Annotated in this window: 11 protein-coding genes and 1 pseudogene; 6 read left to right on the forward strand and 6 right to left on the reverse strand. The window is 68.4% G+C overall.

The window, feature by feature from the left end:
• Positions 1–3: 3 nt before the first annotated feature.
• On the reverse strand, positions 4–1872 hold the full coding sequence (gene htpG / locus ACO2Q2_RS00925) for a molecular chaperone HtpG (RefSeq protein ID WP_423253893.1): 1869 nt from the start codon (positions 1870–1872) through the stop codon (positions 4–6).
• 372 nt (positions 1873–2244) lie between these two features.
• Positions 2245–3138: a protease HtpX gene (gene htpX / locus ACO2Q2_RS00930; protein ID WP_423253894.1), complete on the reverse strand. Its 894-nt coding sequence runs from the start codon at positions 3136–3138 to the stop codon at positions 2245–2247.
• A gap of 126 nt (positions 3139–3264) precedes the next feature.
• Between htpX and gluQRS the strand changes: the two genes are divergently transcribed.
• Positions 3265–4131, forward strand: a complete 867-nt coding sequence (gene gluQRS, locus ACO2Q2_RS00935; protein ID WP_423253895.1) for a tRNA glutamyl-Q(34) synthetase GluQRS — start codon at positions 3265–3267, stop codon at positions 4129–4131.
• Between the two features lie 105 nt (positions 4132–4236).
• The gene (gene phbB / locus ACO2Q2_RS00940; protein ID WP_423253896.1) at positions 4237–4977 is read left to right on the forward strand and encodes an acetoacetyl-CoA reductase; all 741 of its coding nucleotides are present in this window, start codon (positions 4237–4239) and stop codon (positions 4975–4977) included.
• Positions 4978–5091: 114 nt separating this feature from the next.
• Here the strand turns inward: phbB and ACO2Q2_RS00945 are convergent, their stop codons facing one another.
• On the reverse strand, positions 5092–5883 hold the full coding sequence (locus ACO2Q2_RS00945; protein WP_423253897.1) for a tRNA threonylcarbamoyladenosine dehydratase: 792 nt from the start codon (positions 5881–5883) through the stop codon (positions 5092–5094).
• Positions 5884–6052: 169 nt separating this feature from the next.
• Between ACO2Q2_RS00945 and ACO2Q2_RS00950 the strand changes: the two genes are divergently transcribed.
• From ACO2Q2_RS00950 to ACO2Q2_RS00965, 4 genes are all read left to right on the forward strand, one after another.
• The gene (locus ACO2Q2_RS00950; protein WP_423253898.1) at positions 6053–6442 is read left to right on the forward strand and encodes a cytochrome C; all 390 of its coding nucleotides are present in this window, start codon (positions 6053–6055) and stop codon (positions 6440–6442) included.
• 26 nt (positions 6443–6468) lie between these two features.
• Complete coding sequence (locus tag ACO2Q2_RS00955) at positions 6469–7812, forward strand: sensor histidine kinase (RefSeq protein ID WP_423253899.1); 1344 nt, start codon at positions 6469–6471, stop codon at positions 7810–7812.
• The gene (locus ACO2Q2_RS00960; protein ID WP_423253900.1) at positions 7809–8828 is read left to right on the forward strand and encodes a response regulator; all 1020 of its coding nucleotides are present in this window, start codon (positions 7809–7811) and stop codon (positions 8826–8828) included. The genes ACO2Q2_RS00955 and ACO2Q2_RS00960 overlap by 4 nt, the downstream gene beginning before the upstream one ends.
• Positions 8829–8903: 75 nt before the next feature.
• Positions 8904–10568, forward strand: coding sequence for a M28 family metallopeptidase (locus ACO2Q2_RS00965; RefSeq protein WP_423253901.1), 1665 nt, complete (start codon positions 8904–8906; stop codon positions 10566–10568).
• A gap of 221 nt (positions 10569–10789) precedes the next feature.
• On the opposite strand, the gene ACO2Q2_RS00970 is transcribed toward ACO2Q2_RS00965, so the two are convergent.
• The 3 genes and pseudogenes from ACO2Q2_RS00970 to ACO2Q2_RS00980 form a co-directional block, all read right to left on the reverse strand.
• Positions 10790–11092 (reverse strand): Mpo1-like protein, encoded by a 303-nt coding sequence (locus ACO2Q2_RS00970; protein WP_423253902.1) that lies wholly within the window; start codon positions 11090–11092, stop codon positions 10790–10792.
• Between the two features lie 84 nt (positions 11093–11176).
• Positions 11177–11347, reverse strand: a pseudogene (locus ACO2Q2_RS00975) (pirin-like C-terminal cupin domain-containing protein); the annotation flags it as partial.
• 94 nt (positions 11348–11441) lie between these two features.
• A complete protein-coding gene (locus tag ACO2Q2_RS00980) occupies positions 11442–12500 on the reverse strand; it encodes an NADH:flavin oxidoreductase/NADH oxidase (protein WP_423253991.1) in 1059 nt (352 codons plus the stop codon).
• Positions 12501–12578: the final 78 nt, after the last annotated feature.

A 12578-nucleotide genomic window follows, 5' to 3' on the forward strand; every position in this document is an offset into this window, starting at 1 on the left:
CAATCAGCCGAGCAGCACGCGGTTCATGCGCTGCACGAACGCGGCCGGATCGGGAAGCTGCGCGCCGGCGGCGATCTCGGCCTGTTCCAGCAGCAATGTCGCCAGGTCGCGTGCTCTGGTCTCGTCCGCCTCGGCCTCGACCCGCTTGAGTAGCGCATGGGCCGGGTTGATCTCCAGCGTAGGCTTGGACTCCGGCATGGCCTGGCCAGCTTCACGCAGCAAGCGGGCGAGGTGCGGGGCCATCTCGTAGTCGCTCAGGGCGAGGCACGACGGAGAATCGGTGAGGCGGGCAGATACCTTCACTTCTCCCACGCGGTCGCCCAGCAGCTCCTTGAGCTTTTTCAGCAGCGGCTCGGCGGCCCGGGCGGCCTCTTCCTGTTTCTGCTTGTCGGCCTCGTCCAGCGGCACGTCGCCCTTGGCCACGCTCTTGAGCTTCTTGCCCTCGTACTCGCTCAGGTAGCCGATCATCCACTCGTCGATGCGGTCGGACATCAGCAGCACTTCGATGCCCTTGGCCTTGAACGCCTCCAGCTGCGGGCTGCCGGCGGCGGCCGCATAGCTGTCGGCGGTGATGTACCAGATGGCGTCCTGGCCCACCGCCATGCGGCCGATGTAGTCGTCCAGCGAGACGTTCTGTGCGGCGCTCTCGCCCTTGGTGCTGGCAAAGCGCAGCAGCCTGGCAATGCGTTCGCGGTTGGCGGTGTCCTCGGCGATGCCTTCCTTGAGCGTGTTGCCGAAGGCCTTGTGGAAGGTGGCGAATTTTTCCGGCTCCTCGCGGGCCAGTTTCTCGATCAGGTCGAGCACGCGCTTTACGCAGGCGCCCTTGATGCGATCGAGCTGGCGGTTCTGCTGCAGGATCTCGCGGCTGACGTTGAGCGGCAGGTCGTCGGCATCGACCACGCCGCGCACGAAGCGCAGGTAGTTCGGCAGCAGCTCCTCGGCCGCATCCATGATGAAGACGCGCTTGATGTAGAGCTTGAGCCCCTTGCGTTCGTCGCGTCCGCCCATCATCAGGTCGAACGGCGGCTGCGACGGCAGGTACAGCAGCGTGGTGAAGCTCTGGCTGCCTTCGACGCGGTTGTGCGTCCATGTCAGCGCGTCGTTGAAGTCGTGGCCCAGCGACTTGTAGAAGCCCTGGTAGTCCTCGTCGGAGATCCCGGCCTTGGGCTTGGTCCACAGTGCGGAGGCGGCGTTGACGGTCTCGAACTCGTCGGTGGGCTTGCCGTCCTTCTCCACCGGGGTGCGGATCGGGAAGGCCACGTGGTCGGAGTATTTGCGGATCAGCGACTTGAGCTGCCAGCCCTTGAGGAACTCGTCCTCGTCGGCCTTCAGGTGCAAGGTCACCGCGGTGCCGCGCTGCGGCACGTCAACCGACTCCAGCGAGTACTCGCCCTTGCCGTCACTCTCCCACTTCACGCCTTCGCTTTCCGGGGCGCCGGCGCGGCGGGTGATCACGGTGACCCTGTCGGCCACCACGAAGGCGGAATAGAAGCCCACGCCGAACTGGCCGATCAGCCGCGCATCGGCCTTCTGCTCGCCGCTCATCGCTTCCAGGAAGCGCCTGGTGCCGGAGCTGGCGATGGTGCCGATGTTGGCCACCACCTCGTCGCGGCTCATGCCGATGCCGTTGTCGCGCACGGTGATGGTGCGGGCTGCCTCGTCCCAGCTCACGTCGATGTGCAGTTCGCCGTCGCCGGCCAGCAGCTCGGGGTGGGCGATGGACTCGAAGCGCAGCTTGTCGCAGGCGTCGGAGGCGTTGGAGATCAGCTCGCGCAGGAAGATCTCCTTGTGCGAGTAGAGCGAGTGCGTGACCAGGTGCAAAACCTGGGCGACTTCGGCTTCGAACTTGCGGGTTTCGGCGGGTGCGTTCATGCGTGGTGGTTCCTTCAAATCTTGCGTAGGGTCTGGAATTTCTTTGCCGTCATTCTCGCGAAAGCGGGGCTTTCAACAGACGAACGTCTGGTCATCCATCCTTGTCCGGAGAGCAAAGTGGATTCCCGCTTTCGCGGGAATGACGGCCCCATGGAATCAGAGGCACGCTCAGAGGCTGAGAAAAATTCGACCACCGTAGCGAGAGCGCCGCCAAGCGTTCGTGACAAGGTGCGTTGGGCGCCCATCCGGGGAGTTTGGTGAGCCAAATGACCCGGATGGGCGCCCAGCGCGCCGCCGGCACGGGCGTTTGGCGGCGGTCGCAGTAGGCGGGCGATTTTTTCACAGCCTCTCAGCCCAGCGCACCGATGGGGTTCAACCGGACGACTGCAGCGCCGCGATGCGCTCGTCCAGCGGCGGGTGGCTCATGAACAGCCGGGCAAAGCCGGCGCCGAGCGGGCTGGAGATGCCGAACGCGGCGATGGTCCTGGGCAGGGTGTTCTCGCCGTGATTGGCCTTGAGGCGTTCCAGCGCGGAGATCATCGCGCCGCGGCCGGCGAAGCGGGCGCCCGCGGCGTCGGCGCGGAACTCGCGCCAGCGCGAGAAGGCCGCCACGATCATCGAAGCGAACAGGCCGAACACCACCTGCAGCACCATCACCGAGACGAAATAGCCGATGCCGGTGCCGCTGTCGCGGCTGTCGCGGCCGCCGGAAAGCCAGCTGTCCACCACCCGCCCGACGATACGCGAGGCGACGATCACCAGCGTGTTGAGCACGCCCTGAATCAGGGTGAGGGTGACCATGTCGCCGTTGGCGACGTGGCCGATCTCGTGGCCGAGCACGGCGCTGACCTGCTCGCGGTCCATCTGCTGCAGCAGGCCCGAACTCACTGCCACCAGCGCGCTGTTCCTGCTGGCGCCGGTGGCGAAGGCATTCATTTCCGGAGCGTCGTAGATCGCCACCTCGGGCATGCCGATACCGGCGGCCTGCGCGTGGCGGCGCACCGTGTCGAGCAACCAACGCTCGGTGTCGTTGCTCGGCTGCTCGATCACCCGGGCGCCGGTGCTGCGCTTGGCGATCCACTTGGACATGGCCAGCGAGATGAAGGCGCCGCCCATGCCGAACACGGCGGCAAACACCAGCAGCCCGCCCATGCCGCCGTAGCCGCGGGAGGCCGCCCACTGGTCGATGCCGAGCACGCGGCAGACGATGCTCAGCAGCAGCAGAACGGCGATATTGGTAGCGAGGAACAGGACGATGCGACGCATGGCTGGCTCTCTGGCAGTCATGAAAGGGGATGAAACACGGCGGGCGCCGTCTCCCGCTATTCGGGGCGCAGGCGGGCGGTTTCAAGGGCTTGCCGGCACACGCCGCAGGCCGCTTAGAATGCCGCGATGACCTACCGCGGCCGCTTCGCCCCCTCGCCCACCGGATCGCTGCACTTCGGATCGCTGGTGGCCGCCGTCGGAAGTTGGCTGTGCGCCCGCCATGCCGGCGGCCGCTGGCTGCTGCGGATGGAGGACATCGACCCGCCGCGCGAGGTGCCGGGATCGGCCGCCAGCATCCTCGCCGCGCTGCCCGCCTTCGGCCTGGTGGCGGACGAACCGGTGCTGTTCCAGTCGCAGCGCCGGGCCGCCCATGACGCAGCCTTCGAGCAACTGCGGGCAGGCGGCCACCTGTTTGCCTGCTGGTGCAGTCGCAACGACCTGGCCGCGGCCGGTGGCCTGCATCGCGACGGGGCGTGCGTCTCGCCAGCCGATCCGCAACGCGCACCCGCCTGGCGGCTGCGCGTGCCGGACATCGAGATCGGCTTCGACGATGCGCTGCAGGGGCCGCAACGGCAGAACCTGCGCGAGACCGTGGGCGACTTCGTGATCCGCCGGGCCGACGGTCTGTATTCGTACCAGCTCGCCTGCGTGGTGGACGACGCGTACCAGGGCATCACCGAGGTGGTCCGCGGCGCCGACCTGCTCGACTCCACGCCCCGGCAGATCCATCTGCAACGCTGCCTGCGGCTGCCGACGCCGCGCTACCTGCACCTGCCACTCGTGCTCGATGCCGAGGGCCGCAAGCTGTCCAAGTCGAACCAGGCTACCGCCGTGGATCCGACCGACCCGCTGCCGTCACTGCGCTGCGCGCTGGATTTCCTCGGCGTGCCGGCCGACGCGCCCGCCGCGACGGCCGCCGAACTGCTGGCTGCAACATCGATGCGCTTCGATCCCGGACTTTTGCGGCGCCGCAGTAATGCATGGGACGTCTGAACGGCTATAAAGAACGGATTGCCGCCACGGCGGACATCTTCCCTTCGCGCCTGCGTGCCGTCCCGGCCGCGCAGCCCACGCCCCCCCTTCAAGGAGATCGAGAACATGACCCAACGCACCGCACTCGTCACCGGCGGCACCGGCGGCATCGGCACCGCCATCATTCGCTACCTGGCCGGCCAGGGTCATCGGGTGACGTCGAACTACCGCGACGAGGCGAAGGCCGCGCAGTGGCGCAAGGCCATGGCAGCCGAAGGCATCGAGGTGTGCATGGTGCCGGGCGACGTGTCCGACCCGGTCTCGTGCGAGGCGATGGTCAAGGCGATCGAGGAGAAATGCGGCCCGGTCGAGATCCTGGTCAACAACGCCGGCATCACGCGCGACACCACCTTCCACCGGATGAACTACCAGCAGTGGACGGACGTGATCAACACCAATCTCAACGCCTGCTTCAACGTCACCCGCCCGGTGATCGAAGGCATGCGCACGCGCAAGTGGGGCCGCATCGTGCAGATTAGCTCGATCAACGGCCAGAAGGGCCAGTACGGCCAGGCCAACTACGCCGCGGCCAAGGCCGGCATGCACGGCTTCACCATCTCGCTGGCGCAGGAAAACGCCAAGTTCGGCATCACCGTCAACACCGTCTCGCCCGGCTACGTGGGCACCGACATGGTGATGGCGGTGCCGGAGGAGGTACGCGAGAAGATCGTGGCGCAGATCCCGGTGGGCCGCCTGGGCAAGCCGGAGGAAATCGCCCACGCCGTGGCCTTCTTCACCGGCGACATGGCCAGCTGGATCACCGGCGCCAACCTCGCCATCAACGGCGGGCATTACATGGGTTGGTGACCCGCATGTGTAGGAGCGCACCCTGTGCGCGAATGCTTTTTGGCTTTGATGTCGATCAGGAACAAGAGCATTCGCGCACAGAGCCTGCCCTCGACTCGATCGAGGGGTGCGCTCCTACCGGTACAGCAGTTTCTCCATCACCTTGCCCACCGCCGCGAAGGCGAAGGCGCCGGTGACGTGGGCGGCGGCGCCCAGGCCGCCGCCGCAGGCGAGATTCAGTGCGTCGCCTCCCGGCGGGCGGGTGCCGCAGACGGTGCCGTCGGGCTGCGGGTACTGCACGTTCTGCAGCGAGTAGACCGCCGACACGCCGAAGTAGCGCGCGGGGCTGCGCGGAAAGTTGAAGTCCTGCCGGAGCTTCTTGCGGATCAGGCTGAACATGGCGTCGTGCTCGGTGCGCGACAGGTCGCGCACGCGGATCTGGGTGGGATCGGTGCGCCCGCCGGCCGAGCCTACCGTGACCATCGGCAGCTTGCGGCGGCGGCACCAGGCGATGGCTTCGAGCTTCACGCGGAACGCGTCGCAGGCATCCAGCACCACGTCGTAGCCGCGATCGAGCAGTTCGTCGAGCGTGGACGGCGTGAGGAACCGCTCGATCGCCTCCAGCCGCAACTGCGGGTTGATCGCATGCAGGCGCCGGGCCATCACGCCGACCTTGGGCTTGCCGTACTCGCCGTCCAGCGCGTGCATCTGCCGGTTGGTGTTGGACACGCAGACCTCGTCCGCATCGATCAGGGTGAGCCGTCCGACCCCGCTGCGCGCCAGCGCCTCGGCCGCCCACGAGCCGACGCCGCCGACGCCGGTCACGCACACGTGCTTCCCGGCGAGCCGCGCCAGGCTGCCCACGCCGTACAGCCGCTCGACGCCGGCGAAACGTTCGCGCAGCGCCTCCTCGCTGGCGCGGCTCATGACCGCAGCCTCACGGTCGAGGGGCATGCAAACGGGCACGACATGCGGACAGCTCCGGCGGACAGAGCCGCGCATTGTAGGACGACACACTCGCACGCGGCCTGGCCGATGGAAAGCGGCCCCTGCTCGGCTATGCTGCCCACCACCTTTTCGACAGGAATCCTGGCCCATGCGCTCCGCCCTGCTCATCGTGCTCGGACTGGTCATCGGCATCCTCGGCAGCGTGTTCACCTTCAGCGCGCTGCACCAGCGCACGCCGCTGCCCAAGGCGGTGATGACGGTGATGGCCTACCACTCCAGCGATCTGCACCAAGCGGTAAAGGCCCAACAGTGCGACGCGGCGGCCATCGCCGCCCACCTTGCCCGCCTGCAGTCCGCCGCGCTGGACATCCCCGGCGCGTTCAAGGGCGTGGAGAAGCCGTTCCTGGATGCCTCGGACAAGCTGCAGGGCGCCATCGGCAGCGCCGTGACGGCGACCCCGGCCACCTGCGCCGCGCTGGCCACCGCGCTGCAGCCGGTGGACGACGCCTGCGACAGCTGCCACAAGCGCTTCCGCTGAGGCGAGCCGCGGGGACGCGCGTGTCGATGACGCCACCAGCCACGCCCACGCTCTGGTCATGGCTGCGACAGCGGCTGCTGCAGCTGGACGACGCGATGTTCGAGCACGCGCGCCCGTCCCAGCCCGCGCTCGCCACGATGAGCCTGATCGGCTCGCTGTGCATGCTGGCGTACTACCCGATCTGGAAGTACGCGCTGCCGCAGCCGTTCGAGAGCCTGCCGCTGCGCATCGCCGGCTGCCTGGTGCTGCTGCCGCTGTCGGCGCAGCGCTGGTGGCCGCGCAAGCTGCGTGCCCTGCTGCCGGCCTACTGGCACGCCGCGGTGACCTTCGTGCTGCCGTTCTTCGCCGGCTACATGCTGTTGCGCAACGGCGGCAGCACGGCGTGGCTGTTGATCCATCTGGCCTCGATCTACCTCACCCTGATGATGTTCGACGTGGGCAGCTTCCTGCTGATCTTCGCCATCGGCAGCGCGCTGGCGTGGCTGGCGTGGATGATCGGGCCGCACGCGGCGATGCCGGTCGAGCGCATCGTGCTGTACCTGCCGCTGCTGGCCATGGCGATGGCGCTCGGCCCGCTGGCCAGCCTGTCGCAGAAGCATGCGGACCAGACCCGCATCCAGGCGCTGACCCGTGCGTCCAACAACATCGCCCACGAGCTGCGCACGCCGCTGGGTGCGCTGCAGATTGCCGGCCAGGCGTTCCGCCGCTACCTGCCGGACCTGCTGGCGAGCCACCGGCTGGCACGCGAGGCCGGGCTGCCGGTGGTCGAACTGCGCCCGGCGCAACTGGAGGCGCTGGAGCGCGGCATGAACTCGATCGAGCACGAGGTGGGCCATGCGCACACGGTGATCGACATGCTGCTGATGGCCGCGCGTCCGCTCGATCCGCAGCTGTTCCGCCCACTGCGTGCCCGCGCGGTGCTGCACGAGGCGGTGGCGCGTTATCCCTACGCCTCGCGCGGCGAGCAGGAGCGCGTGCACCTGCGTGACGGCATCGACTTCACCCTGCTCGGCAGCGAGCCGCTGCTGACCCACGTGATCTTCAACCTGCTGCGCAACGCGCTGTTCCACACCGGCCGTGCCGGCAAGGGCACGATCGACATCCGCATTGGGCGGGCCGGCAACCAGGGCGTGATCCGCGTGCGCGACACCGGCCCGGGCATTCCGCCGGACGTGTTGCCGCGCATCTTCAACCGCTTCTATTCCTACAGCGAAGACCGCGGCGGCATGACCGGCCTGGGCATCGGGCTGGCGTTCTCGCGTGAGGCGGTCGAGCGCATGGGCGGCAGCATCACCTGCCGCTCGCGCTGGGGCGAGTACACCGAATTCCTGATTTCCTTCCCCGCCCGCGACACGAACGAGCGCGCATGAAGCTGACCTTCGATCACGGCCTGACGCCGTTCCGCTTCCCCACCACCACCGTGATGGTGGACGACCACGAAAGCTACCTGGGCGTGGTGCCGCTGATGCTCGATCCGCTGCAACGCCTGAAGAGCTACAGCTCGCCACGCCGGGCGCTGGCCGACCTGCGCCGGCTCGACAGCCGCGCCGTGCCCGGCGGCGGCTGGCTGTACCGCTGGCGCGAGCACCCCTCGCCGAACCGCGAGCTGATGGCGCTGGACGTGGACTCGATCGCGCGCACCATGCACGACCCCGCCCGCTTCGCCGAGGTGTCGGTGGTGGTGGTCGACCAGGCGATGCCGGAGATGGACGGGCTGGATTTCTGCCGCCAGCTCGACAACCCGCACATCGGCAAGGTGCTGCTCACCGGCCGCGCCGACGACGCGACGGCGATCGAGGCGTTCAACTCCGGCCTGATCGACCGCTTCATCCGCAAGAACGACCCGCATGCGATGGACAAGCTGCAGCAGGCCATCGTCGCGCTGCAGCAGCGTTACTTCGAGCGCGCCGGGCAGTTCGTCTCCGAGGCGATGGCGCTGGGCGACGTGCACTTCCTGCGCGACCCGGTATTCGTGCCGGTGCTGCGCCAGGTGCTGCAGCACTTCCCCGCGGTGGAGTGCTACCTGCACGTGCATCCCACCGGTCTGCTGCTGCTGGATGCGGAAGGCGACGGCCGTTTCCTGCTGATCCAGACCGACGACGACCTGCGCACCCACTACGAGATCGCCAGCGACCTGGGCGCGCCGATCGAGGTGCTCACCGCCCTGCGCGACGGCAAGGCGCTGCCCTGGTTCGCCAGCCGCGACGGCTTCTACAGCGACGAGGCCGGCGCGCCGCCGGTGCGAATGATCCCGGCCACCACGGTGCGCGGCGAGCACTGGTACCACTACGCGCTGGTGGACGCCGTGGCGGACCGCTTCGGGCTGGAGTACGTGATGAGCTACCGCCGCTGGCTGCAGGCGCAGGACGATACGGCGACGGACTGAGACTTTCGGCGCATTGGGCTGTGTGCCTGATTTCGCTAGGATCGGTGGGTTCCCCCAACGCAGGTACTACCCCTCGTGAAACGACTGCTTGCCTGTTCCATCCTCGCCGCGCTCGCCGCCTCCGGCGCCAGCGCCGGTGACGCCGCCAGGGCGCCGACCTTCGATCCGCACTACCTCTCCGAGCAGGTCAAGACGCTCGCCTCCGACGCGTTCGAAGGCCGCGGCCCGGCCACCGCCGGCGAGAAGCGCACCGTCGCCTACGTGATCAGCCAGATGAAGGCCGCCGGCCTGCAGCCGGCCGGCGTGATCAAGGACGGCAAGCGCACGTGGACCCAGCCGGTACCGCTGGGCCGCTTCGAGATCACCGGCACGCCGACGTTCTCGCTCACCATCGATGGCAAGCAAGAACCGCTGACCCAGGGCGACCAGATTGCCGTGCGCGCCGCGATGGACGGCTCCACGCGCGTGGACATCGCCAACGCGCCGCTGGTGTTCGTCGGCTACGGCGTGAAGGCGCCCGAGCGCCACTGGGACGACTTCAAGGGCGTGGACCTGCACGGCAAGATCGCCGTGGCGCTGGTCAACGACCCCGATTTCGAGACCGGCCAGGGCGACTTCGGCGGCAAGGCCATGACCTACTACGGCCGCTGGACCTACAAGTACGAGGAAATCGCCCGCCAGGGCGCGCTCGGCCTGCTGATCATCCACGAGACGGCACCGGCCTCCTACGGCTGGCCCACGGTGAAGAACTCCAACACCAACACCCAGTTCGACATCGTGCGCGAGCACCCGGCCGAGGAGCACTCCAAGGTCGAGGGCTGGATCCAGCGCGACCTGGCGGTGCAGATGTTCAGGGGCGCCGGACTGGATTTCGACGCGCTGAAGAAGCAGGCGCAGACCCGCGACTTCAAGCCGGTCACGCTGAAGGGCGAGACCTTCTCGGCCAAGTTCAACGTCGACGCCTCGGTGATCACCTCGCAGAACATCCTGGGCATGGTCAAGGGCAGCCAGCGCCCCGACGAAACCGTGTTCTACAGCGCGCACTGGGATCACCTGGGGGTGGGCGCGCCGGATGCCACCGGTGACCGCATCTACAACGGCGCGGTGGACAACGCCACCGGCACCGCCGCTCTGCTCGCGCTGGGCAAGGCCTTCGCGCACGGGCCGAAGCCGCAGCGCTCGGTGGTGTTCCTCAACGTCACCGCCGAGGAAAAGGGCCTGCTGGGTTCGGAGTACTACGCCACCCATCCGCTCTATCCCGAAGCCAGGACGGTGGGCGTGATCAATATGGACGCGCTCGATCCGCACGGCCCGGCGCGCAACTTCACCATCTCCGGCAACGCCAGGCTCGGCCTGCTCGACGACCTGATCGCCGTGGCCAAGGCCGACGGCGTGAGCTATGCGCCCGACCCGCATCCGGAGGCCGGCTACTTCTTCCGCTCCGATCACTTCTCCTTCGCCAAGCGCGGCGTGCCGGCGATCTCGTTCGGCTCGGGCGACGACTGGGTGGACGGCGGCGTGGCGGCCGGCGAAGCGGCCGAAAAGGCGTACACCAGGAAGCACTACCACCAGCCCTCGGACGAGTGGCAGGCGAACTGGAGCTTCACCGGCATGGCGCACGACCTGGGCATGCTCTACACCCTGGGCTCGAAGCTGGCGAACTCCGACGAGTGGCCGAACTGGAGCCGCGACTCCGAGTTCCGCGCCGCCCGCGACGCCAGCGCCGACCAGCGCAAGTAAGCCGGCCTGGCACGCGAAACGGGCAGCCTGTCGGGGCTGCCCTTTATTTGTGTCTTGACGCGGCCTGCTTCATCAGGCCCTCGAACGAGGGAGGCGCTTCCTCAACGGCGCATGCCGGCCATCCAAGCTGACTGCTCACGGATGACAGTGGATTCCCGCTTGCGCGGGAATGACGGCACGAAGGATGAGGCCTACCCTTTTCTGCCCGCAGCGCGAAAAAACTACAACCGCACGCGCCCGCGCAGCACGTCGAAGAACATCACCCAGTCGCCGGCCAGGCTGTACAGCGGGTGGCGGAACGTGGCCGGGCGGTTCTTCTCGAACACGAAGTGTCCGACCCAGGCAAAGCCGTAACCGGCCACCGGCGCCAGCCACAGCCAGGCCGGGCGACCGGTGGCGATGGCCACGACGACGATCGCCAGCACGCAGAGACTGCCGGCGAAATGCAGGCGGCGACACACGCGATTGCGGTGCTCGCCCAGATAGAACGGATAGAACTCGCGGAAGCTGGAAAAACCGGCCATGGGCACCCCCGATGGGTCTGGCCGCAGCCTACGCGCGACGCGGCGCAAATGCATGACGCACAGCCGCGCGTCATGCACGCGGCATTACTTCGCCGGCAGCGGGATGAACTCCACATCGTCACCCGGCACCCGATCGAAGCGACCTTGCTGCCAGTCGGCCTTGGCCTGCTCGATGCGTTCGCGGCGGGTGGAGACGAAGTTCCACCACAGGTGGCGCTCGCCGTCCAGCGGCGCGCCGCCGAACAGCATCACCCGGCGCACGCGAAAGCCGTCGCCGAGGTCGTGCACGCGTCCGTCGATCAGCAGGGGGGAATGTTCCATGGCATAGCTCCGGGAGGACGGTCAACGGTCACCACGATCGCTGGTACTGCAACGGTACCGCGATCTTTGCGCCCAGTGCCTTGGCCGCGCGGCGCGGAAAGTATGGGTCGCGCAGGCTTTCGCGTGCCTGCAGCACCACGTCGGCGGCGCCTTCGGCGATCACCGCCGCGGCCTGCGCCGGCTCGTCGATCATGCCGACAGCGCCCGTGGCGATGTCCGCCTCGCGGCGGATCTGCGCGGCGAAAGGTACCTGGTACCCCGGCCCGACGGGAATCTTCACGTGCGGCACCAGGCCGCCGCTCGACACGTCGATGAGATCCACGCCAAGCTCCTTGACCATGCGCGCCAGGGCTACGCTCTGTGCCGCGTCCCAGCCGCCCTCGACCCAGTCGGTGGCCGAGATGCGCAGCCACACCGGCAGCTCGGCCGGCCACACCTCGCGCACGGCGTTCACCACCTCGCGCACCAGCCGCGTGCGGTTCTGGAAGCTGCCGCCGTAGCCGTCGCGGCGCTGGTTGCTCAGCGGCGAGAGGAACTGGTGCAGCAGGTAGCCGTGCGCAGCGTGCACTTCGGCCAACTGGAAGCCGGCGGCGAGCGCGCGCCGGGCGGCGGCGCGGAAATCGTCGACGACCTGGTCGATGCCCGCCTGGTCCAGTGCCTGCGGCACGTGCCAGCCTTCGTCGAAGGCGATCGCCGACGGCGCCACCGTGGGCCAGGCGCCCGCTTCGACGGCGAGCGGACCGCCGCCTTCCCACGGACGCTGCGCGCTGGCCTTGCGACCGGCGTGCGCCAGCTGGATGCCGGCGATGGCTCCCTGCTGCCTGATGAAGGCGGCGATCGGTGCCCACGCCTCGCGCTGCGCTTCGTTCCAGATGCCGGTGTCGCCGAGCGAAATACGCCCCTGCGCCGACACCGCGGTGGCCTCGCTGATCACCAGTGCGGCGCCGCCCACGGCGCGGCTGCCCAGGTGCACGAGGTGCCAGGTGTCCGGCAGTCCCTCGCTGGCCGAGTACTGGCACATCGGCGCCACCACCAGGCGATTGCGCAGCGTGAGGGAGCGCTGCGGCAGCGGTTCGAACAGGGACATGGCAGACCTCTTGGGCGAAAACGAAAGCGCCAGCGCCTGTGCCAGCGGCAGGTAGTGGCGCGCCGGCACGCCCATCGC

Source organism: Dyella sp. KRB-257, from assembly GCF_049445995.1.
Classification (GTDB): Bacteria; Pseudomonadota; Gammaproteobacteria; order Xanthomonadales; family Rhodanobacteraceae; genus Dyella_A.

What these genes read in the sequence shown, in the direction of transcription:
- ACO2Q2_RS00980 (WP_423253991.1), bottom strand. Translation starts at nt 12,500, where the DNA reads ATGTCCCTGTTCGAACCGCTGCCGCAGCGCTCCCTCACGCTGCGCAAT.
- ACO2Q2_RS00970 (WP_423253902.1), bottom strand. Translation starts at nt 11,092, where the DNA reads ATGGCCGGTTTTTCCAGCTTCCGCGAGTTCTATCCGTTCTATCTGGGC.
- ACO2Q2_RS00960 (WP_423253900.1), top strand. Translation starts at nt 7,809, where the DNA reads ATGAAGCTGACCTTCGATCACGGCCTGACGCCGTTCCGCTTCCCCACC.
- ACO2Q2_RS00950 (WP_423253898.1), top strand. Translation starts at nt 6,053, where the DNA reads ATGCGCTCCGCCCTGCTCATCGTGCTCGGACTGGTCATCGGCATCCTC.
- ACO2Q2_RS00945 (WP_423253897.1), bottom strand. Translation starts at nt 5,883, where the DNA reads ATGAGCCGCGCCAGCGAGGAGGCGCTGCGCGAACGTTTCGCCGGCGTC.
- htpX (WP_423253894.1), bottom strand. Translation starts at nt 3,138, where the DNA reads ATGCGTCGCATCGTCCTGTTCCTCGCTACCAATATCGCCGTTCTGCTG.
- htpG (WP_423253893.1), bottom strand. Translation starts at nt 1,872, where the DNA reads ATGAACGCACCCGCCGAAACCCGCAAGTTCGAAGCCGAAGTCGCCCAG.
- ACO2Q2_RS00955 (WP_423253899.1), top strand. Translation starts at nt 6,469, where the DNA reads ATGACGCCACCAGCCACGCCCACGCTCTGGTCATGGCTGCGACAGCGG.
- phbB (WP_423253896.1), top strand. Translation starts at nt 4,237, where the DNA reads ATGACCCAACGCACCGCACTCGTCACCGGCGGCACCGGCGGCATCGGC.
- gluQRS (WP_423253895.1), top strand. Translation starts at nt 3,265, where the DNA reads ATGACCTACCGCGGCCGCTTCGCCCCCTCGCCCACCGGATCGCTGCAC.